Origin of the sequence: Fulvivirga kasyanovii (assembly GCF_009711405.1) — a bacterium.
Classification (GTDB): domain Bacteria; phylum Bacteroidota; class Bacteroidia; order Cytophagales; family Cyclobacteriaceae; genus Fulvivirga; species Fulvivirga kasyanovii.
In genome coordinates this window covers 1-22,601 of sequence record NZ_SMLW01000577.1, presented here as the reverse complement: position 1 = coordinate 22,601, position 22,601 = coordinate 1, and the positions used below count along the sequence as shown (strand labels likewise).

Annotated in this window: 21 protein-coding genes; 6 read left to right on the top strand and 15 right to left on the bottom strand. The window is 42.5% G+C overall.

Going from position 1 to position 22,601, the window contains the following annotated elements:
* Positions 1-178: 178 nt before the first annotated feature.
* The 10 genes from E1163_RS15595 to E1163_RS15550 form a co-directional block, all read right to left on the bottom strand.
* Entirely contained in the window at positions 179-1,159 is a 981-nt protein-coding gene (locus tag E1163_RS15595) for a M23 family metallopeptidase (RefSeq protein ID WP_155173380.1), read from the bottom strand.
* A 1-nt stretch (position 1,160) separates the two neighbouring features.
* A complete protein-coding gene (gene mog, locus E1163_RS15590; RefSeq protein ID WP_155173379.1) occupies positions 1,161-1,694 on the bottom strand; it encodes a molybdopterin adenylyltransferase in 534 nt (177 codons plus the stop codon).
* Positions 1,681-2,721 (bottom strand): oxygen-dependent tRNA uridine(34) hydroxylase TrhO, encoded by a 1,041-nt coding sequence (gene trhO / locus E1163_RS15585; RefSeq protein WP_155173378.1) that lies wholly within the window; start codon positions 2,719-2,721, stop codon positions 1,681-1,683. The genes mog and trhO overlap by 14 nt, the downstream gene beginning before the upstream one ends.
* A gap of 91 nt (positions 2,722-2,812) precedes the next feature.
* Positions 2,813-3,436, bottom strand: coding sequence for a hypothetical protein (locus E1163_RS15580; RefSeq protein ID WP_155173377.1), 624 nt, complete (start codon positions 3,434-3,436; stop codon positions 2,813-2,815).
* Entirely contained in the window at positions 3,429-4,442 is a 1,014-nt protein-coding gene (locus tag E1163_RS15575) for an amidohydrolase family protein (protein ID WP_246223721.1), read from the bottom strand. Before E1163_RS15575 ends, E1163_RS15580 begins: the two co-directional genes overlap by 8 nt.
* A 195-nt stretch (positions 4,443-4,637) precedes the next feature.
* The gene (gene yidD, locus E1163_RS15570) at positions 4,638-4,877 is read right to left on the bottom strand and encodes a membrane protein insertion efficiency factor YidD (protein WP_425482716.1); all 240 of its coding nucleotides are present in this window, start codon (positions 4,875-4,877) and stop codon (positions 4,638-4,640) included.
* Positions 4,878-4,888: 11 nt separating this feature from the next.
* Complete coding sequence (gene cysS, locus E1163_RS15565) at positions 4,889-6,388, bottom strand: cysteine--tRNA ligase (RefSeq protein ID WP_155173376.1); 1,500 nt, start codon at positions 6,386-6,388, stop codon at positions 4,889-4,891.
* A gap of 80 nt (positions 6,389-6,468) precedes the next feature.
* Positions 6,469-7,005, bottom strand: coding sequence for a hypothetical protein (locus E1163_RS15560; RefSeq protein ID WP_155173375.1), 537 nt, complete (start codon positions 7,003-7,005; stop codon positions 6,469-6,471).
* A 51-nt stretch (positions 7,006-7,056) separates the two neighbouring features.
* Positions 7,057-7,347, bottom strand: a complete 291-nt coding sequence (locus tag E1163_RS15555) for a winged helix-turn-helix domain-containing protein (RefSeq protein ID WP_155173374.1) — start codon at positions 7,345-7,347, stop codon at positions 7,057-7,059.
* 5 nt (positions 7,348-7,352) lie between these two features.
* Positions 7,353-7,928: a hypothetical protein gene (locus E1163_RS15550; protein ID WP_155173373.1), complete on the bottom strand. Its 576-nt coding sequence runs from the start codon at positions 7,926-7,928 to the stop codon at positions 7,353-7,355.
* A gap of 126 nt (positions 7,929-8,054) precedes the next feature.
* On the opposite strand from E1163_RS15550, the gene E1163_RS15545 reads away from it, so the two are divergent.
* Positions 8,055-8,642: a riboflavin synthase gene (locus E1163_RS15545; RefSeq protein ID WP_155173372.1), complete on the top strand. Its 588-nt coding sequence runs from the start codon at positions 8,055-8,057 to the stop codon at positions 8,640-8,642.
* On the opposite strand, the gene E1163_RS15540 is transcribed toward E1163_RS15545, so the two are convergent.
* Positions 8,639-9,214, bottom strand: a complete 576-nt coding sequence (locus E1163_RS15540) for a phosphatase PAP2 family protein (RefSeq protein ID WP_155173371.1) — start codon at positions 9,212-9,214, stop codon at positions 8,639-8,641. The two genes, E1163_RS15545 and E1163_RS15540, sit on opposite strands and share 4 nt — an antisense overlap.
* Before the next feature lie 43 nt (positions 9,215-9,257).
* Complete coding sequence (gene hemF / locus E1163_RS15535) at positions 9,258-10,151, bottom strand: oxygen-dependent coproporphyrinogen oxidase (RefSeq protein ID WP_155173370.1); 894 nt, start codon at positions 10,149-10,151, stop codon at positions 9,258-9,260.
* A gap of 410 nt (positions 10,152-10,561) precedes the next feature.
* Here hemF and E1163_RS15530 point away from each other — a divergent pair, with 410 nt between their 5' ends.
* A complete protein-coding gene (locus tag E1163_RS15530) occupies positions 10,562-12,664 on the top strand; it encodes an alpha-ketoacid dehydrogenase subunit alpha/beta (protein WP_155173369.1) in 2,103 nt (700 codons plus the stop codon).
* Positions 12,665-12,733: 69 nt separating this feature from the next.
* On the opposite strand, the gene tamL is transcribed toward E1163_RS15530, so the two are convergent.
* Entirely contained in the window at positions 12,734-15,169 is a 2,436-nt protein-coding gene (tamL, locus tag E1163_RS15525; protein ID WP_155173368.1) for a translocation and assembly module lipoprotein TamL, read from the bottom strand.
* A gap of 9 nt (positions 15,170-15,178) precedes the next feature.
* Here tamL and E1163_RS15520 point away from each other — a divergent pair, with 9 nt between their 5' ends.
* A complete protein-coding gene (locus tag E1163_RS15520) occupies positions 15,179-15,919 on the top strand; it encodes a TrmH family RNA methyltransferase (RefSeq protein ID WP_155173367.1) in 741 nt (246 codons plus the stop codon).
* Positions 15,920-15,945: 26 nt separating this feature from the next.
* On the opposite strand, the gene E1163_RS15515 is transcribed toward E1163_RS15520, so the two are convergent.
* Positions 15,946-16,485, bottom strand: coding sequence for a YfiR family protein (locus tag E1163_RS15515; RefSeq protein ID WP_185156102.1), 540 nt, complete (start codon positions 16,483-16,485; stop codon positions 15,946-15,948).
* 247 nt (positions 16,486-16,732) lie between these two features.
* Entirely contained in the window at positions 16,733-20,281 is a 3,549-nt protein-coding gene (gene smc / locus E1163_RS15510; RefSeq protein WP_155173365.1) for a chromosome segregation protein SMC, read from the bottom strand.
* 108 nt (positions 20,282-20,389) lie between these two features.
* On the opposite strand from smc, the gene E1163_RS15505 reads away from it, so the two are divergent.
* From E1163_RS15505 to E1163_RS15495, 3 genes are all read left to right on the top strand, one after another.
* Entirely contained in the window at positions 20,390-20,890 is a 501-nt protein-coding gene (locus E1163_RS15505) for a hypothetical protein (protein ID WP_155173364.1), read from the top strand.
* A gap of 237 nt (positions 20,891-21,127) precedes the next feature.
* Entirely contained in the window at positions 21,128-21,457 is a 330-nt protein-coding gene (locus E1163_RS15500; protein ID WP_155173363.1) for a hypothetical protein, read from the top strand.
* An 11-nt stretch (positions 21,458-21,468) separates the two neighbouring features.
* Positions 21,469-22,601, top strand: a 1,133-nt coding sequence (locus tag E1163_RS15495) for a hypothetical protein (protein WP_155173362.1), incomplete at its 3' end; no start/stop codon positions are given.

The window sequence follows — 22,601 nt, the reverse complement described above, 5'->3', positions numbered from 1 at the left end:
ACTTAATATAATTTTATATCTCTAGCTAAAACATATATCTCCCATGCATCAGATCGGTGTTGAAATGATGATGGTGATGATGATATGCGTTAGCGAATAATGTCATTTGTTCTTTCTGTTGTTGCGAATTAAGGTAATAGTTTTTTTGTATCCAAGAGTTTTTTGTAAAAACAGAAAATTACATACCCAATGACTGGTTCTCAATAGATGCCAGCTCAATTACTTTTTCGTAGTCGTCAGGGTTAAGGTCATTGAAGAAGTAGTGTACAGGATTGATCTTTTTGCTTCCTTTAATAACTTCATAGTGCAGGTGAGGTGCCGTTGAAAGTCCCGTGTTGCCCACATAGCCAATGATTTGACCACGCTTTACTTTCTGTCCCTCTCTGACTTCAAACTCATGCATGTGCGCATACCTGGTCTTGAAGCCAAAACCATGATCAATTTCTACAAGCTTGCCATATCCGCTGAATCTTACCTTCACCTTAGTGACTGTGCCATCGGCTGTTGCATAAATAGGCGTACCAATGGGGGCAGAGAAGTCTATGCCTGTGTGCAGTTTCTTCACTTTGTAAACGGGGTGTATGCGGTAACCAAAGCCTGACGCCAAACGGATCAACTCTTTGTTGGAGATGGGCTGAATGGCCGGTATAGCCGCAAACATTTTAGCTTTGTTATCCGCCAGCTCTACTATATCGTCATAGCTTTTTGACTGGATGTACATTTTTCTCCTGAGCTTGTCTACATCCTCAGTCAGCGACAGGATCAGCTCTTTATGATCAATGTTCTTGTTGCGTATCTCACTGTAACGGTCCACACCACCAATACCGGCATCGCGGATAGAAGGGTCAATGGGCTCTGCCCCGAGTACTACGCGATAAACATCATCATCACGCTTCTCCAGCGCAGCCAGTATTTCATTCAGCTTGACTACTTCTTCATTGAGGTGCTCGTAGTAATATTCCATTTCAGCAACCTCATTTCTTAGCATCACTTCTTTTGGGGACTCAAAGTAGCTGTTATATAACATAAGAAGCCCTGCAGCTACCGCTACGATTAGCGAAGCCAAACCCAGAAAGTTTAGTATTACATCCTGCGTCTTAACCTTAACGCGCTCATACTTACAGGTTTCTGTGTCGTAATAGTACTTTATTCGTGCCATTTTAGTGTTGTTTGGGCCTGAATACCTTTACAAATTCTTCATTACATTCGATATATGGGCCCTCCAGCAGGTCTATACAATAGGGTATTGCCGGGAATACAGCGTCTAAACATTCTCGTATAGCTTTTGGTTTCCCCGGTAAGTTAACAATTAAAGTTTGATTTCTAATACCTGCAGTCTGCCTTGATAGAATTGCTGTGGGCACATACTTCAAACTTTCCTGTCGCATTAACTCTCCAAAACCCGGCATCATCTTATCACAAACCGCTTCCGTGGCCTCAGGGGTCACATCTCTTTTTGCCGGGCCCGTTCCTCCGCAGGTAATGATGAGACAGCAGTTTTTTTCATCCGCCATTTCTATCATTGCCTTTTCCAACTGGTCCTGTTCGTCAGGTAAAACTATATATTCCGATTCCCAATCAGAGGTAACAAACTCTTTGAGGGTAGCCACAATAGCTTTCCCGGGAGTGTCTTCATAGATACCCTGACTTGCACGGTCAGATACGTTAATGATGCCTATTCTAGCTTTTTGCATTACTTTTAAAGAGAAGTTTTTCAGAGCGGCCTTTTTTAAATACCTGCCTGCCCTTGTTTAATCCTTTTCTAATTGCTTTTTGATCGTCTTCCGGCAGGTTGATAATGTCTTTGCATTCTGCGGAGCAACATCCCTGGTGCTTTTCAGCGCACTCTTTGCACTGTATGAACAACAGATGGCAACCATCATTTTTGCAATTGGTATGGTCGTCGCAAGGTTGCCCGCATTGATGACAGGTGCTTATGATCTCGTCTGAGATCCTTTCTCCGAGCCTTTCGTCAAACACGAAATTTTTGCCCTTGAATTTGTTCTCAAGTCCTTTGTTCTTTACTTCCCTGGCATACTCGATAATACCGCCATCTAGCTGGAAAACGTTTTTGAAGCCTTTATGTTTATAATACGCACTGGCTTTCTCACAACGGATACCACCGGTACAGTACATTACAATGTTTTTATCTTTCTTGTCTTCAAGCATTTTCTCTACTATGGGAAGGGATTCCCTGAAAGTATCGACATCAGGGCAAATAGCATTTTCAAAATGGCCGACCTCGCTTTCGTAGTGGTTTCTCATATCCACAATTACCGTATTCGGGTCTGTGGCCAGTTTATTAAACTCTTCTGCTGACAGGTGTACGCCGCGATCAGTAACATCGAAGGTATCATCATTAAGGCCGTCAGCTACTATTTTATTTCTTACCTGTATCTTGAGCTGGAAAAAGGATTTTCCGTCATCATCTACAGCAATATTTAATCTTATACCTTTTAACTCAGGTGAGTTGGCAATATAAGCTTTAAAATCTTCGAATTTTTCCTCCGGTACACTGATTTGGGCATTGACACCCTCATGTGCCACATATATTCTTCCGAAAACGTCCAGGTTACTTAAATCCAGGAATAGTTGATTACGGTATTCTGTGGGATCGGGCAGTTGAATGTACCGGTAAAAGGATAGCGTAACTCTTTTTTCGCTACTTTCTTTTAATTTCTCTTTAAGAATTCTTCTGTCTACTCTATTATGCAATATCATTTTGCAGGAATGATTTGGTTTCAACCCGCAAATATAACAATTATCAATAGACAAATGTCAATGTATGAATGACTTGATTTTTCCCGGAGGCTTAGTTTTTGGGCTCCAGTTCTCCCCGGAGAAGCTGGTTGTACTCTTCGCAGGTGAGGTATCCGTGGTCATCGCTGTAAGGGCAGGCTTTGTAAGTGTCGCCAAAAGCGCCCCTTGAAATGATCACCCCTTTACCTTTGCAGACAGGGCATATTACCTTGCCGGAAGGGCCGCAGTCTATATCGTAGCTTTTTGTAAGTATATTTTGAGCTTCTTTTCTTTCTTCCTCTCTTACCGTGAGAAAAGCTTCGTTGGATTTGTCCAGATATTCAACGCATTCTTCGTAATACTGGCCCTTGGTACCTTTTAATTCGATGTATTTGTTGAGCCAGTCGATACTCTGGCGGTATTTGCCCATATAAAATGAATTCTTTCCGAAGTAGAAGCAAAGGTCAGTAGGTACAACTTTGGCCGATTTAAGCACTTCCTTAAATTTCAGGTTGGCTTCCTCGTATTGCTCTTCCTCCATGAGTTCAACCCCCTGGTCCATGAGCCTCATGAGTTCCGCATACCTGGCCTGCTCCTGATCGCGAAGGAGCTGCTGTACCTTTTCCTCTTCGGTCACCTGCGCCATGCCTGAGAATGAAAGGAGGCAGGCAATTGACAATAAAATAATCTTATGCATCTATGTAATCCCTCTTATCTAACTTGAGCCATTCGAGCGTGGAGTTACAAAATATATCTTCAACGGTCTCTTTCGCTAAATCCATTTCCTCAATAAACCTGCCAATTTCAAGATCACCTAATGGGAACGGATAGTCTGATCCCAAAGTTACCTTTTTCGAGCCCTGCAGGTCCAGCACATATTGCAGCATCTTAGGGTCGTGCGTTATGCAATCCACCCAGAATTTGCCCAGGTACTCCCTTGGGTTAACAGGATTATCGATAGCTACCAGGTCAGGCCGGCAATTAAATCCATGCTCAACCCTGCCAATTGTAGCCAGAAATGAGCCGCTGGCATGAACGAAATTCACGCGCAGGTCAGGCAGTTTTTCAAATACACCGGAAAAAATCATAGAACAGATAGCCCGTGATGTTTCCGCCGGCATACCTACCAGCCATGGAAGCCAGTACTTGGTCATGCTTTTCATACCCATCATGTTCCATGGGTGCACCATGATGGCCATGCCTAGTTTTTCACAAGCTTCAAAAATAGGGAAGAAGCGTTCTTCACTCAAATTTTCGTCGTTGATGTTACTACCAATCTGTATCCCGGGGAAACCCAGTTTTTTACATCTTTCCAGCTCTGCTATGGCCAGATCAGTATCCTGCATAGGGATAGTAGCCAAGCCAATATAATTTTTTGGGTGATTGTTGACCAGTTCGGCTATATGATCATTCAGAAACTTTGATAGATCCAGGCAATCCTGAGACTTGGCCCAGTATGAGAACATTACAGGAATAGTGCAAACCACCTGTACCTGCGTATTGAATTGTTCATACTCTTTGATCCTTAGGTCAGGGTTCCAGCAGTTTTCTTCAATTTCCCTGAAAAACTGATTGCCTTTGATCATTTTGGCAAAGCCTTTTTTGTGATGCTGCAAGTATATGAAGTCCCCATAACCAAACTTTTCTGTCCAATTGGGCATGTGTTCAGGAATGATATGGGTGTGCATGTCTATTTTCAGCATAGTAGTCGATTAGGTTTTACCAATCTTACAAATCTATTAAAATGGAAGTTTATGGCAGCATAAGTTTAGTCATAATTTGAGCCCAATGCATGGAAGTGTTGCTTTCCTGGATGTAATGGCTATGGTAAAGGAAGCTTAGAGGGAGTTATAATATCTTTATAAAATAGGAGGCACTCTCTCAGTTTTAGACAGATGTTATTTTTCTTTCTTCGGTACGGGGTCGTAGCCACTGGTACCCCACGGGTGGCATCGGGATATTCGCTTTAACCCGAGCCACGTGCCTTTTAGTGGTCCCCATTCTTCAATTGCTCCTATCATATAACTGGAGCATGTAGGTGTATGCCGGCAGTTGGAGCCCAACAACGGACTAATGGCCAGTTGATAGAACCGGATGGGAAGAATAAATATTAATTTTATCAGCTTCAAATGTAGTATGTAAGATCCTGCTACATCAAAGAGTACTCAGTACCTTCTTTGCTATCCTTCAAGATAACACCAAGATTCTTTAAATCGTCCCTTATCTTATCCGATAGCTGGTAATTTTTAGCTTCCTTGGCATTCTGACGCAGGTTGATCAGTACATCAATCACACCGTTGAGCAGGTCATTACTACTTTCCTTTTCCTCTTTTACTCCCAGTACATCAGTAATAAAGCCCTGGTATTGAGTAATCAATTCATCAAATGTCTCCTTCGATAGCTGGCCTGTAGTAAGATTGCCGGCTTTAAAGTTGTTCATCATGGTGGTGATCTCGAAGAGTACCGCTAATGTTTTTGCAGTGTTGAAGTCATCACTCATGTTTCTAAACAGATCCGCGATCAGTTCCTTAACTTTATTCTCAAGCTCATCGTCCGGTTGAGCCTTGCTGTGAGTAAGGTTGGCAGATATCTTATAGCCTTCCATCAATCTTTTGTAACCCTTTTCTGCGGCTTGCAGCGCCTCATTGGAGAAGTCCAGTGTGCTTGAGTAGTGCGACTGCAGCATAAAGAAACGAACCACCATAGGGCTGTAACCCTTATCCAGGAGCTCATGGTCTCCTGAAAAAAGTTGGTGGGGAAGGAATGAATTACCAAGCGATTTGCTCATTTTCTGGCCATTAACGGTCAGCATGTTGGAGTGCATCCAGTACTTGACAGGGTCTTTGCCTGTTGAACCTACGGACTGGGCTATTTCACATTCGTGGTGAGGGAAAATAAGATCCATCCCTCCGCCATGTATGTCAAATGATTCTCCCAGGTACTTGGTGCTCATTACAGTACATTCAAGGTGCCATCCCGGAAAACCTTCTCCCCAGGGTGAATTCCACCGCATAATGTGGGTAGGCGAGGCTTTTTTCCAAACTGCAAAGTCAATTTTATTCCGCTTTTCATCCTGACTGTCCAGGGTGCGGCCACTTTCCATCAGCTCTTCTATCTTACGACCGGATAATTTACCATAGTTGTTGGCTTTATCATACTTGGAAACATCAAAATAAACCGAGCCATTGACTTCATAGGCATAACCATTGTCAATCAGCGTCTGGACCATTTCTATTTGCTCCATAATATGGCCTGTGGCGCTTGGCTCAATACTTACCGGTAGAAAGTTGAACTGGTCAAGTACATGATGGAAGCCATTGGTGTATTGCTGTACAATTTCCATAGGCTCAAGCTGTTGTAAACGTGCTTTCTTGGCAATCTTATCTTCGCCCTCGTCAGCATCATTTTCAAGGTGACCTACGTCCGTGATATTACGCACATACCTCACTTTATAACCAACGTACATGAGATATCTGTATATGACATCAAAACACATGAAAGTCCTGACATTACCAAGGTGAACATCACTGTAAACTGTAGGGCCACATACGTACATGCCGACGTGGTCGGGGTGAATGGGCTCAAACACTTCTCTTTTACCTGATAAGGTATTGTACAAGGTAATCGGGTACTTTTCTTTTAATGTCATTCAATTAAAATTTGATGCCAGTCGTGGCAAAATTTCACGCTTCAAAGTTATCATAAACGACTGGCATCAAAAATTAGTTACTATAGTTTTTTTAGGTCCATGTGAAAGAAAGGATACCATTGATTGCCATCCGGCGAATAAAAGCCGTCTTCAACCCAGGTGTCGGATGTGAATTTGACGATATATTTAATGGTAGCGCCCTGTGGCGTATCAAACCACCAGGTTAGCGTATTGTCCTCTAGTTTGGCAGAAGCCAGCGTATGGCGCCCTTCTTTGGTGTAGGCGTTGAACTGGTACATCCCCTTTTCAGGAGCGTAATGTATAACGCCGTAGGCAGCAAATACTTCCTCACCAGTTTTGGGATCCTTTCCGAGGCCGTCGATCACCAGCAGCAGGCCGCCAAGTTTGGTGTATACGTGCTCCGTTTGATTAATCTGATGCTTGTCGTCTCTCCCCATTTGGTGCCATCCGGAGCCTGACCACTTCCCCTGCAATGCCTCAAGTTTCTGCATGGCATTTATACTTGTGGTGTCGGATTGTTGAGCCTGACAAATAGCCTTTCCCTGCATAATGAGCAGGATAATGGCCAGTGAAATTGCGTTGATTGTAGTTTTCATGATGTTATTTGTTTAAACTAGTTTATTTTATAAACCACATGTTGAAAAAAATTATTTCCTGATGTATTGTTGAAGGGCGTTTACATATTCTTCAAAAGCCTGAAGTCCTTTTTTGGTAATCTTACAGGTGGTTAATGGCTTTTTGCCTTTAAAACTCTTTTCGACCTCAATGTATCCTGCGGTAGAGAGTTTATCTATCTGCACGCTCAAATTACCTGCAGTGGCATTGGTTTTTTCCTTGATATAGACAAATTCGGCAGATTTAACACTGACCAATAAGGACATAACCGCCAGCCGGAGCTGGGAATGGAGTAGAGGGTCTAAATCTTTAAAATCAGCCATAGCGATTAAAGGTTATGCTTTTTGAGAATATAAGCCGGTATAAGGTATCCAAATACTATCGCCACAGCCATAATCAGCGGTGAATATACCATTGGAAGGTAAAATGCAATGGGTGTAAATATCCAAAATGAGCTTCCACCGATGATTAAAGGCTTGAACCTGATAATTAAACCCGTGATAAATGTACAAAGTCCGGCAAAAAGCATGATCAAAGGTGTGATCTGGAAATTAATATGTTGCCCCGCAAATATGACTACTAAAATGCTAAAGCCAAAACCAATCCATGTCCACATAATTAAATTGTCGCTATAGGTTTTGACCCTTGCAGCACTGGCTTTTTTGTAGCTGTATAACATGGTTACAATCCAGCCCGGAATACCAATGAGCCATACCATATAGGGTGCGGGGTAGTCAGTGTACATATCCAGGTAAAAATGTGCCAGACTGGCTATCACTGATATCCAGCCCCAGAGCAGGAAATAAAATGCTCCCGCTTTTACATTGCCTTGTGCTGTTTTGATCATCCGTGTAATGATCTCAAGGCTTTCCTCGCTTGTTAAATGTTCTTTTTCTTGTTTCATAACTATAAACTTTTTGTAAATATAAAGTAGTTTATTTTATAAACCAAATATGGAATTAAAGCTTGCATCCGATCAGTTTTTTTCTCAATGAGGTTGGTTATCTTAGCGGAAAGAATAAAAAAGCACATGTTTACAGGAATAATTGAAGCTCTGGGTGTAATAAAAACGATCCAAACCGAAGGAAGCAACAAACATTTTGAAGTTGAAAGTACCATTTCTGATCAGTTAAAAATAGATCAGAGTGTTTCCCATAATGGCGTTTGCCTTACGGTAACGAAAGTGGAGGGCAACAAACATTGGGTAACTGCTATTGATGAAACATTGAAAAAGACGAACATTGGAGACCTAAAGCCAGGAGCTAAGGTCAACCTGGAGCGTTGTATGCTTAATAACGGCAGGTTTGACGGACACATTGTGCAAGGCCATGTGGATCAGGTTGCCACCTGTAAAAGTGTTAAAGAAGAGGAGGGAAGCTGGGTATTTGGTTTTGAATATAACCCCTCGTTAGGCAATGTAACCGTGGAAAAAGGTTCTATCACCATTAATGGTATCAGCCTTACCTGCTTCAATTCCCGGGAGAATGCTTTTAGTGTTGCTATCATTCCGTACACGTATGAGCACACCAATATGAAAGAGGTTAAAGTTGGAAGTGTTGTCAACCTTGAGTTTGATATTATTGGCAAATACGTGCAGCGGCTTTTAGCTAAGGGCTAAGCTGTTTCAGGATAATATTTATTTTTGACGACATTACTGAACCGGAAAAACAAATACCCCATTAAAGTACCTATAATCGCTCCGGTGAGTATGTCGCCGGGGTAATGAACCCCAAGGTAAATCCGCGAATAGGAGACAACAGCAGCCCAAATAAAGAGCCAGCCTATCCAGCGATACTTTTCCCTGAAAAGCAGGTAGAGAAAAGTAGTGAGGGCAAATACATTGCCTGCATGCGAAGATGCAAAACCATACCGGCCTCCTGTATATCCATTGACAATATGCACCAGGCCTTCCATCTCAGGGTCTCTTGATGGACGATAGCGCTCAAAGAAAGGCTTCATCACGCCAGAAAGTATCTGGTCAGAGGCGGCTATGGCCAGCCCAATACCAGCCAGCCAGATTACTGCTTTCCATTTATATTCTTTGACGATCAGATACAATATCCAGGCATAGAAGGGAATCCATATCAGTTTATCTGAGATCCAGTACATCACCTGGTCCAGAGCTTCGGTGTGGAGCCCGTTCAGGAAAAGAAAGAGCTCCTTGTCAAGTTCTATAAGCGTTTCGAGCATATTTAATTTACATGAATGACCTGGCCATGTGAGGCCTCATCAGTTACACCCAATCAATGTCTTTCTTTAAAAGTTCCAGCGTTTCGGCTTCTTCAGAATTTTTTTCCGGTTTATAATCGTATATCCAGTTGGCCTGAGGTGGTAAACTCATAAGAATTGATTCGGTGCGGCCGCCGGTATCCAGGCCAAATTTGGTGCCTTTGTCCCAAACCAGGTTAAATTCCACATACCTGCCACGGCGCAGCATTTGCCATTGCTTTTCCCGGTCACCGTAGCTCATGTTTTTATTTTTGTCCATGAAATAGGTGTAAATAGGGGCAAAACTATTGCCTACCTCTTTTACAAATTCGAATAACTCTTCTTTTGATTTGGGCTGCTCAGCACCAAGTCTGTCAAAAAATATACCACCGATGCCCCTGGTTTCATTGCGGTGTTTGATATAGAAGTAGTCGTCCGCCCATTTTTTGAATTTGCTGTAGTAAGCAGGGTCATGATTGTCGCATACTGACTTGAGGTTTTGATGAAAGTGTATGGCATCGGCTTTATCTACATAATGAGGGGTAAGGTCAATGCCACCGCCAAACCACCAGGTGCCATTGGTCATTTCGAAGTAGCGCACGTTCATGTGGATGATCGGGACCCTTGGGTTTTTGGGGTGCAATACGATCGATACTCCGGTAGCATAGAATCCGGCTTTATCCAGTTGAAGTGCTTTAAGTATGTTTTCAGGAGTCTCCCCATGCACTGCAGAAAAACCCACCCCGCCTTTTTCAATAACTTCTCCGTCAGCGATAGTACGGGACCTGCCGCCACCGCCACCTTCTCGTTCCCAGGGGTCTTCCCTGAACTTTCCGGCGCCATCAGCGGTTTCAAGGTCTTTGCAAATATTATCCTGGAGCTTTTTAAACCAGTCAGTGATATCTTCTTTTGTCAGCATCCGGCAAAAATATTGAATCTATTTTATTTAACCTTGGCCTTTTGGGATCAAGCTTAAAAGCATGTAATGGGACCGGAAAATTAAAACATGCCATGAGAAGCTTGCCACTGAAAATCAGTTAACTGCGCCTACTGTCATTTTATACACGTTTGCTAACTGCTTTTGCCGATTGCTAGTTAACAACTATCTTGTCCACACAGAGGTGAAAGGTCAGTGTTTCCCCATAAATTACGCCTGATCCGCTTTTGCCCTGTCTCTCTTGCTGCAATGGATTTAGGTGGAGTAAATACCCAAAATCACCGGGTCTTTTTTTATAAATTCTGTAAATTCGCAAACGATTGTAATACAAACGATCGTTTGTTTGGAGATTGACCATTCGAAAACCTTAACAGAAGAAAAAAGCTAAATATATGCCCTCAACAAGAGAAGCTAACCCCGCAAAAAAAGTTAAACGACCGAAAATAAATAAGGAGATACTACTCAAGGCTTACCAATTGATGTGTACCTCTAAAAGAATGGCTGAGACCTACGATGAAAACAAGGAGATATGCAGCAAATATGTTCATAGCACGTCACGGGGACATGAAGCCATCCAGTTGGCAGCAGGAATGCAACTCGAAAGTTATGACTTCGCCTCCCTTTACTACAGGGATGAGTCTGTACTATTGGGTATCGGCATGCAGCCCTACGAACTGATGTTGCAGTTAATGGCCAAGGCTGACGATCCCTTTTCCGGTGGGCGCACCTATTACGGACACCCATCTTTAAAAAGGGATGGTTTTCCTACCATACCACACCAAAGTTCTGCCACCGGTATGCAGGCGATACCGGCAACCGGAATGGCCCATGGATTGAAGTACCTGGAGAGCCAGGGACTTCTGGAAGGTAAGGACAGACCGATTGTACTCTGTTCGTTGGGCGATGGTTCGGTTACTGAAGGGGAGGTGTCAGAAGCTTTCCAAATGGCTGTATTGAAAAAATTGCCGATAGTATACCTTGTGCAGGATAACGACTGGGGCATTTCCGCTACCGGCAAGGAGATGCGCACCATGGATGCCTATGAGTTTGCAGCAGGATTTAAAGGCATGGAGCGCATGAGAGTAGACGGATCCGACTTTGTGGATTCCTACCTCGGTATGAAGAAGGCTTATCAGTATGTGCGTGATCGCAAAGGGCCTATCCTGGTACACGCCAAATGTCCGCTGCTGGGGCACCATACCTCAGGGGTAAGAAAGGAGTGGTACCGGGGCGATGAAGACCTTAAGCTTCATGCTCAGACTGATCCGCTACCGATACTGGAAAAATACCTGCTTGAAACAGGGGAAACCAAAAAACATTTAAAAGAATTGGCTGATGCTGCCCTGGATACAGTAGCCAAGGATTACGAATATGCGCTGAATTCTCCCGATCCTGACATCAACGATTTTGACAGTCATGAATTTGCGCAAACCCCGATTATTGAAGAAAAGGGTGCCAGACGCCCTGAGGGAGCCGAAAAGGTCGTGATGGTTGATGCTGCCCTGCATGCTGTTGATGATATACTTAAGAACCATCCGGAAGCGCTGTTTTACGGACAGGATGTGGGAGGTACCCTTGGTGGTGTGTTTCGGGAGGCCGCTACCCTGGCTCAGAAGTACGGAGATGAGAGAATATTTAATACACCCATACAGGAGGCTTATATTGTGGGTTCGACTGCAGGTATGTCCGCAGTAGGAGCCAAGGCCATCGTTGAGATCCAGTTTGCGGATTATATCTGGCCGGGCATCAACCAACTGGTGGAAGAGCTGTCAAAAAGCTGCTACCTGTCCAAAGGTAAATTCCCTATCCAATCGTTGATCAGAGTACCTATAGGTGCATATGGAGGAGGAGGTCCTTACCATTCGGGTAGTGTGGAGTCTACCTTATTGAATATCAGGGGTATAAAGGTGGTTTATCCTTCCAATGCTGCTGATATGAAGGGACTTATGAAAGCAGCTTTCCATGATCCTAATCCTGTAGTTATGCTGGAGCACAAAGGGCTTTACTGGTCTAAAGTGCCGGGTACCGGAGATGCCAAGACCTTCGAGCCTGATAAGGATTATATTGTTCCTTTAGGTAAAGCCAATAAGGTGTTGGAGGCTGATGAGGAAAAGGTGGAAAGTGGAGAGTCCGCCGTTGTTATTACATATGGTATGGGAGTATATTGGGCCAAAGCTGCGGCTAAAAAATATGAAGGTCGAATTGAGATCCTTGACCTGAGAACCCTGAATCCGCTGGATTGGGAAGCTGTTCAGAATAGTGTCAAACAACACAGCAGGGTTATGGTACTTACCGAAGAGCCTTTGGTGAATTCCTTTGCGGAGTCATTGGCAGGCAGGATATCAAAAATATGTTTCGAATATCTGGATGCTCCGGTACAAACACTTGGTGCAGCTAATTTACCTGCTATTCCACTGAATGTTGATCTGGAGAAGCAGATGTTGCCCAATGCAGATAAAGTAGCGGAGGTTTTGGAAAGCTTGCTCAATTATTAAAAATCAAATGCTTATTATATCAGGTGCTTCTGTCATACGGGAGCACCTTTTTTGTGCCATTAATCAGGCCTAGAACGGGTATCCGATACCAATATTAAAGACAACAGACTCAGCGGCACTTGGGGTAAATGGAGGATCATAGAAGCCTTTGGAGAGGATAAAACGCTTTTCTTCCGGCCTTGCGGGATCATAGATCTTAAGACCTGCATCAAGCCTTAGTACCAGGAATGAAAAGTCAAAACGAAGCCCAAGTCCTGCACCTACAGCTATTTCTTTGTAAAAACGATCAAATTCGAATTGAGCACCTTCCCTTGAGGGGTCTTCCCGTATTGTCCAGATATTACCGAAATCAACAAAAGCGGCGTAGTCTATGAAACCGATCAGGTTTTTGCGTAGCTCCAGGCTACCTTCCAGTAATATTTCACCCTGCTGCTCAAAATTATAGCTGACACGGGTTTCTCCACCTGTAGAGTCAAGAGGAGTATACGAGCCAGGCCCCAGTCGCCTCGGTCTCCAGGCCCTAATACCATTACTACCCCCGGCAAAGAAGTACTTCTCATAGGGCAATATCCGGTTGTCGCTGTAGGGCTTGGCAATCCCTGCATTAATCCGGTAAGCGATAGTCGTATTCTTGTTGGCCGGGTGAATTTTTCTGTAGTCTAGGTTGAGTTTTATGTATTTATAGTACTCGAGGTTTTCTTTTTCCAGGGCTTCTGTACCTACAAAGTTCAGGCTGGTGCCGCCACTTTCTATATAAGTTCTGAAAAAGGAAGAATTGGTAAAGTTGAGCCCGTAGCTATTGAAGTTCCAGGTGGCACTAAGGCTCATGCTACTTACAAAAGAAGGCTTAAAAGTGTTTATTAGTCTGTTTCCGTTCCTTTCCAGGGCCAGTAAAGTGCCCAGAAAGGCAGAGTCAAGGTTTGAATTAATAATACTCACATCCGTCGCGGTGAAACTGAAAAGCCCACGGTTCTCATTTTGCCATGAGTAGGTATTTGAGAAATTTGTGTTTTTTCGAACATATTCCGGTCTGTCGGTATAAGTATATCCTGCCAGTAGCCTCGTTTTTGGGTTTACTCTACCCAATTTTTCCTTTGCACGGGTACTCAGCGGGAGTACGAACTGAGGAAAGGTAAGTGAGGCATTGACCCCGGCTTCCACACTGGTGTAAACGTCATTGACCTCCGTGGCCGGAGCTACCCCTTCAATACCTATCCGGCCGTTGATCTCGAATATTTCAAGGCCTTTGAATACATTCCGTTTCTTGAACGAAAGGTTGTAGAAAGGGCCCGGAAAGCCCTGGGTTACGTTAATGCCGACCTCATTTGTCCACTGGTAGCGGTTTAAGGGACTGGTAAATATATTGGCGATCAGCTTACCTCCGGAGGAGTCATAGTGAATGTTGATAAAGCGGAAATGGTCGAGGTTGGCCAATTGCCGCTGCGTACTAAAGGTATTGGATTTACTGTAGACGCTGTCTTTTTTGATAAAGATTCTTCTGCTGAGTATTTTTTCATTGTACTGGTAGGTGTGGTAGCGGTAGGTGATGCCCCGGTACACCTTTTCAATTCTCAGAGAGTCAGGTATAAAGCCCACATCAGCGTCAGTGGTGAAGTTGACTGCACTTACGGTAAACACTTTATGGTAGCCACGCTTTGATGGCTTATTGATTACCGTTTGAATAGCAACTTTTTTATCACCTACAAGGGCAGTATCTACATTGAATTCCACATACTGACGGCTGAAATCGAAATATCCGTTGTCTTTCAACAGTAAATCTATTCTTTCACGTTCCTTGGTAAGGTTGTTCTGCTCATAATTTTCACCCTCTACCAGAAAACTATTGTCTTTATTTCGATTTAGTATTTTGCTGATGGCACTATCACCGGTCTGGGTAAAGAGTGTATCAATGCGGTAGGGCTCTCCCTGGTCCAGTAAGTAGGTAATGGAGAGCCGCTTATCCGAGACGTCAACAGTGGTGTCAACCTTTGCCTGAAAATAGCCCTTGGCGTTTAGGTAAAGTTTCAAACGTCCCATGGTTTGTTCTGCCAGTGAAGAATCGAATACTGCAATAGGTTCTCCCCACCGCATGAGTACATTGCCTTCCTGAATGGTTTTATTGATCTTGGCTATTTTCTTCCTTTTTTTCTTTTCCAGGCGTGCAACTTTTTTTGTTTTATCTTTTTCCCTGGCCTGCGCTATTTTTGTATTCCATTTTGCTCTGGAAGCTTCACGTTTGGCTTCATACTTGGCAACATCATAATTGTCGAGCCCCCAATAGTAGAACCATACATAGGGAGAGAAGGGTATAATTGGAAACTGCCTGTTGGGCTCCTGTGCGTAGAGTTGGTCCAGTTCTTCTTTATCTATGTTCTTAGAGCCTTTTATTTTCTGTTTATACAGCAATTTTTCATCATCTTTCAGATATTTGGTGCCCAGACACCCTGAAGTGACTATACCGATAAATAAAAAAAATGCGAAGTACAGGGCTATCCTCAAACTCAAAAGCTAATTATGGTCTCAAAAAGTAATGCGAAGTTCATTAAATCACTGCAATTAAAGAAATACAGGAAACAAGAACAATGCTTTTTGGTAGAGGGGGCAAAAAGTGTGCTTGAAGTGTTAAATTCTGATTATGAGGTTAGACAACTGATTGCTACGGAGGAATTTATCAGTAACAATCCACGGGCTTATCCTTCCGGTTTGGAAGTGACGCTGACTTCAGCAAAGCAATTAGCCACTTTAGGGACATTAAAAACCAATGATGCGGCCATTGCTGTAGTGCATATGAAGCCTCAGCAGGAGATAAAATTACCGTCTGATGAATGGGCGATTGCCTTGGATAACATCAATGATCCGGGAAATCTGGGGACTATTTTGCGCATTGCCGACTGGTATGGGATCAAAGCCGTAGTAGCCTCGAAGGAAACTGCTGATTTTTATAATCCAAAAGTGATAGCATCATCGAAAGGCTCATTTTGCAGGGTTAACGTGTTTTATACTGATCTCTCTGAGTTTCTGATTAGCGCCAGCTTACCGGTTTATGGTGCGGTTATGGAAGGAGAAGATGTGCATAGCACCCAGCTTGGGCAGGGAGGGATACTTGTAATGGGTAATGAAGCTAATGGTATTTCAGAGGAAGTCTTACAACTTGTGGGCAGGAAAATAACCATTCCCCGGTATGGGAAGGCAGAGTCGCTGAATGTGGCTATGGCTACTGCAATTATTTGTGATAATATCAGGAGAAGCCAATAAGCTCCTCCTGAATTAGTTAGCCACAACTAAACTTCAATACCCATTTCCGTGAGTTTTGAAGATATCTTTAATGCCGATTTTTCAACAGCCTTCCTGTTGATCTCAAATCGCAATTTACCATCTATAGTAATGAGGTTGATAGCACTTCCCAGTTTACACAGCCCTTCTTTTTCTGTAATGATCAATACCTTCTGAACATCATTGGTATGCGATTCGAATTCTGCACTGTTTTCATTGGGCACGAAGAGAATATCAGAATGCTTTGCAGCTTCCCTGATAGTTGAAAACGATTTTATAACGATCTTTTTATTGGAATTTGAGCGTTCGGAAGCTATTTCATTGAATAGCCTTATAATATTCTGGTCATCAGATAGTACTCCGATAACAAGCTCTTCACTGGCCTCAGGCCATTGGATATACTTGATCATTGAAAATATCACAAGTCCTTTGATGCGGTCCTCTTTCGCATTCCTTTCTTTTGTGGTAGTAGCATTTGCACTTAAACTGGCTGCAACGAACAGCATGAGCGTCATAAAAACGGCGAAGTTGGTTTGGATGGTTTTCATTTGATACATTGTTTTGGTTGAAAATGATAAACCAAATTTGGCATCTAAAATCGCCCTTTCTATCAGGGGGTATTCTGAATGTTAAATTTCAGGGAATCTCTTTCCTAATGGCAGTTCAGAAGAGATTTTTAGCATATTTTGCAGTAATATTAATATACTTATAGGCATTAGCTTATCAATCTAAGGGGGAACCCTGAGACCGGTACTGCGGAAAGTGATGATAAATTATGCCCTTATGTGCAGGAAACTACTGATCTGCCAGTTCCCTAAGGTCAACAGGTACTACTCTTGATACACCTTGCTCTATCATGGTGATGCCATAGATCACATCCGTACTCGACATAGTACGTTTGTTGTGCGTTACAATGATGAACTGAGATTCCTTCGAGAATTTCTTAATGATTTGATTGAATTTATCTATGTTGGCATCGTCAAGAGGAGCATCCACCTCATCAAAAATACAGAATGGAGCCGGTTTAAGAAGGTAAATCGCAAATAGCAGGGAAGTGGCTGTTAAAGTTTTCTCACCTCCGGAAAGCTGGTTGATAGTAAGTGGTCGTTTCCCTTTCGGCTTTGCAATGATCTCAATGCTTGATTCCAATGGGTTTTCAGGATCGCTCAATCTTAGGTCACAATCATCCTCTTCAGTGAAAAGGCTTCGGAAAACCTTCATGAAGTTCTCCTTGATCTTTTCATAGGCCTCAATGAAGGTGGTTTTCGCCACATTATCTATTTCTTCAATGGTGGTCAGTAGCGAATCCTTGGCTTTAAAGAGGTCTTCACGCTGCGAGGTAATAAAGTCGTTTCTCTCTTTAATCTCCTGGTAAGCCTCCATAGCCATCGGATTGATAGGCCCCATTTTCTCAAGTTTGTCCTTGATTTTAGCTACATCTTCCTGCAGCGTTGGTTCATCAGGTGTTTCTTCGGTTGCCACCTCAGTCTCCCCGTCTTCTTCCATCAACTCGTCCAGTTTGATGTTGAACTCAACAGATAGCCGTTCCTTGACAGAGCTTAGCTCCAGTTTTGTTTCATTCAGTTTGTTCTGAAGCTCCATGAGCAGGGTGTCAATGCTCTCACGGTTCCTTTGTATCTCCCTTGCTGATTTGTCAATCTCGTCGATATCGCCACGGGCTGCATAGTATTCCTTTTCGGCTTCGTTTACTGCCTGCTCAATGCTTTCTTTTTCATCGTACATGCCAATCAACTCATCGTCGCTGGTTTCTGCTTTTTCTACAAGTAGTTTGATCTCTGACTCATTTTGTTTCAGCTCTTCCTGGTTCTTTTCTATTCTGGATTTACTGCTTTCGAAAGCATCCTGCTTGTACTCGATCTCCTGCTCTATACTTTTTACCCGGTTTTCCTGCTGATGGTAAAAGATATTCTGTTCATTGAAGGCTGAAGATTTTTCTGCCAGCAGCTCATTTTGCTCATTGAGATCGGAGATCAAATGGCTTAGCCTGATTTCTTTTTCCTGCTGCTCTTTTTCTTCTTTCTCAGCCTTAGGCTTGTCCACTTCTATCGCATCAGTCAGCTCTTCAATCTTCGCGATAATGTCTTCCTTACGCATATCTGCATCAGAAAGCATTTGGCTGAACTGCTCTTGTTTGGTTTTGATAGAAATGTACTCCTCATTGATCAGCTTGATCTCTTCTCTGAGCTCTTCAATTTCATTTTTTCTTGTGCTGGCCTTTAGTTTTTCCAGTTCTTTCTGTTTATCACTTAGGCCTTGCTGTACTTCGCTTAGTTTTTTAGAGAGCTGCTTTATTTCCTTGTCAAGCTTCTCCAGGTTTTTGGCCCGTCCTATCTTCTTTCCTTCAAAAAGACCTACAGACCCTCCGGAAATGCTGAACCTTCGCCGCGTAACCTTACCACTTTTGGTGATGAAAATGTTGTCATCATCCTGAGGTATATTTTTATAGTCACCTTCCAGGATATAAACCCTGTCCAAAATGTGCCCCATTAGTTTCCTGTACTTACTGTCATATTCCATGATTTCAGTTGCAGGGAAAGCATTGTCGTACAGTTTGGTATCCGATGGAGTGAACTTTTCAAAAGAATCCAGAATAAAGAAATTGGCTTTGCCTTTGGCCGCGTCACTTAAAATATTGATTGCCTCATAAGCTTCCGCCTCCTGGTCAACCACATAATAATTAAGGTATGGCTCCAGGTAATTCTCAATAGTCACCCTGTACTCATCATCACAGGTAAGAATATCTGATAGGAGAGGAGCATTCTTTTTCCAGCCGGCTTTTTTCTTCAAAAATTTGATAGCCTCCGGGAAACCTTCAAGGTTTTCCACCAGGGATTTGGTCAGGTTGTATTCGTTTTGCCGCGCATCAAGCTTTCGGTTGGTTTGCGTGAGCTCTTCCCTGATCACTTCTATGGTCTTGGTGGTAGATTCCATCCGGTTTTGAATGTCCTCTTCCGAAGCTTGCAATTTTTGCAGCTCCTTATTTTTTACAGCCAGTTGCTCGGAGAGTGTATTGACTTTCTTGTCAAACTCAATTAAGCTGGCACTTTGCTGGCTGGTATCCGTGGCCGTTTTTTCAAGCTCCTGCTTCAGACTGGAAAGCTGTAGCTCTTTGATCTCAACCGATTTCTTTAGCTGGTAGACCTCTTCCTGCTTGTTTTTCTGTATTTTTCGCAGAGTGTCAGTTTCCTCTTGGAGCTGAGAGGTTTTCCTTTTCTGAATTTCATAATCTTCCTTTAAGAAAGCTACCTTTTGCTCTATTTCACTAAAGATTTTCTGAGCAGAACTTCTTTCATGAGTAAGGCTTTCAACACTGAACTTCGCCCTTTCATTACTTTTTCTATCCTGTTCAATCTGATCCCTCAGGTTTTCGGATTTATCATTTAAGAACCTCAGGCGTTCATTTTTGATCTTTTTTTCGCTCTCGTATTGCCTGATCTTGTTTACATGCTCGTTGAGGGTCTTTTGTCTGGAGGCCAGGGTCTTCTCCTTATGAATAAGGTCCGCTTTTGATTTTTCCAGATTAGCCTCTTTTTCACTTACCTGTTTATTGAGGCTTATTTTTTTATCATTTTCCGATTCGATCTGCTTTTTGAGCTTTTGGTAGCTCTCTGTATGCTTGCTGATCGTAAGCTTTGCCAGCAGTATGCTCGACTTTTTATATTCCTCTTTTAATTTATAATACTTCTCAGTCTGCTTGGCCTGGCGCTCAAGGGACTTCATGTTTTTTTCTATTTCATAGAGGAGGTCCTCCACGCGCTCAAGGTCGGCATCAGTATCCTGTAGCTTCTTGAGGGTTTCTTTTTTTCTTTTTTTGAATTTTGATATTCCTGCAGCCTCTTCAAATAACCCCCTTCTGGAATTGTCCTTGTCATTAAGAATGTCATCCACCATTTTTAATTCTATAATGGCGTAGCTGTTGGAGGCAATACCTGTATCCAGGAACAGGTTGGTGATATCTTTTAACCTGCAGGTAACCCCATTGAGCAAATATTCACTTTCTCCTGACCGATAATAGCGCCTCGTAATGGTTACCTGGGTGTATTCAGTAGGCAGTAGGTTTTTAGTATTATTAAAGGTGAGCGAAACTTCAGCCAGTTGAGTGGGTTTACGCTTTTTGGTACCGTTGAAGATAACATTTTCCATCTTCTCCGAGCGTAATGTCCTGCTGCTCTGCTCCCCCAGTACCCAACGGATGGAATCGACAATATTAGATTTTCCACATCCATTTGGTCCAACGATCCCGGTGATGCCTTTGTCAAAATTTATCGTTACCTTATCACCAAAACTCTTAAAACCCTTGATCTCTAGCTTGGAAAGTTGCATTCACTAAAACTAATTAAAAGATTTGATTGCCCCGGATGCCAGCGATGGCATTATTAATCAAAGCAAAGGCAACAAATTTAAAATTAAAAATGATAAATTTGTTAAACCATGGATGTCGAATTAATACTTTATATCATATTTATTGTTATTGCCATTCTTTCGCGGGTTTTAAAAGCAAAGAAAGAGAGCAATTCACCTACCACCTCAGATCCTGGAGAACCCATGGATACTCCACGGAAAAAAACAGAGAAAACACTCACTTTTGAAGAACTTCTCAGGGAGTTTACAGGAGAGGATACTTCCCATCGTAAGGAGCCGGAACCTCAGCCCCAGTATAGCCGTGAGGAGGAAGGCTATTCATACGAAGAAGAATATGCTGACGATGAAATCCGTGAAACCTACAGCAGGTCTGTAAACGAAGCCAAGAAGCTAAAAACACTTGATGAACTGGTAAGTCTGGATGAGCCATTGGAAAGAATGGAACATTTTAAACAATACGAAGCAGAGGAAGAAAATACGGTAGCCAGCGAAGTTTTGGAGATGCTTCAGGACGAAGAAGGAGCACGCAAAGCGATCATCCTTAGCGAGATCATCAATAGAAAATACTAATTTTAATTATTTAAGTTCAATCCAACGTTATTTCTGAGTAAATATTGTGTAAAAACTGGGTTTTTTATTACGAAATATTACTCATATGACTAAATTGAGCCTTTGATAAGCATTACTATTTGAAAAAACCAATTAAAGCTACATCTTTACTTTTTGATACTATGTCGGAATAGTACAATATGTCTGTAGTCGGTTACTTTACTTTTTTTAACTATATATATTGAAAACTTTTTTGATATGCGATTCAAAGAAAAATCAATTGTTGTAATCATTTTTCTTACGTCATTTATTTTTTTAGGCTTTGTTCAATCTAACCAAGAATCTTGTAGTTCAATTATTGTAAGAGCAAAAACAAGTTCTATTGACCCTGGTCTAGCAAAAGGTGAAGTAATCATCGAGGTTGAAAATGCCCAGAAGCCAATCTCATATCTCTTTTACGATAAGAACCAGAAAGCTCTATCTGATGATGTTACGAACAATCATGTGAGTGGTTTAAAGAGTGGAAAGTATTTTGTGTCCATTATTGATAATAGTGGGTGTATGAGAACAGTAGAATTTACCATTTAAGATTATCTGCAATGAGGGTTATCAGAAATTATATTTTAGTTGCACTACTGACACTAATTTCAATTAGCCAGACCCTGGCTCAAACAGTCGTGCCTAACTTTACGGCAGGACCAGGAAATGAACTTGAAGTAGAAGTGTTTCTCTCAAATCCATGTGATGGACTTAATAATGGAGAGATAACATTTACAATAATATCAGCCACAGGTGGAGCAGCATCCATTCAGGTGATCAGACAAGCGAATAGTTTTTTTAACTTTCTGAATACACCTCCTCATGACACTGACGGCAGTGTTGGTGAGACCGTTTCAGTTGGAGATTCTTTTACATTTACAACTAAGCTTGATATGTCCGGGCTGGAAGCAGGAAATTATGGCTTCTCTATAACTGACGGTACATATACAATAAACGAATTAGGGGGGCTTGATGGTGTTGACCTCACGGCATTGAGTGCTTTGAGTATAGTGTCTACTGCAACTACAAAGGATAATACAACTTGTCAAAATCCTCCTGCAGGACCTAATGGCGAGATCGAAGTAGCAATTACCGGCGGATCGCTTGGTTTGAGCGGTGGAGGTTCCTTATCCTATACATGGACTTCAGATAATGGGCTTACAGGTTTGCCATTGACTATTGCGAACCAAACCGGGACCACATCATATACCGCAAATTTAATTACTGATTTAAATAATAATGGTATTCCCACAGCGGGCTTGCCTGGTGGGCAATATACAATTACTATAGAAGATGATTATTCTGTTTGCGGAGGTTCATTGGATATTAATATAAGTGATCCTACTCCGAATATATATAATATAGATAATCCGGGAGTTAGAAATATTTGTGCTGGCAGTGGATTGGATGTTGTCTTGCTTGGCAGCGATCCTAGCTCTGCCCCGGAACCCGATGTTACCTATACAATATTTATAGATAGGGCTGGATCTAATAATCCGGCCTCTTGTGCTGATTGCGTGGAGGTCGGTACTGGTGGAAACCTAACTTTTAGTTTAGCAGACTCTGATATTCAGGATGGTGACATTATCACTATCCAGGCCTCACAAGGAAGCTGTACAGATCAGATAATGAACGGTAGTATTACTGTGAATATAGTTCCCCTTCCGGCCGGTACCATCAGTAATGACGGTCC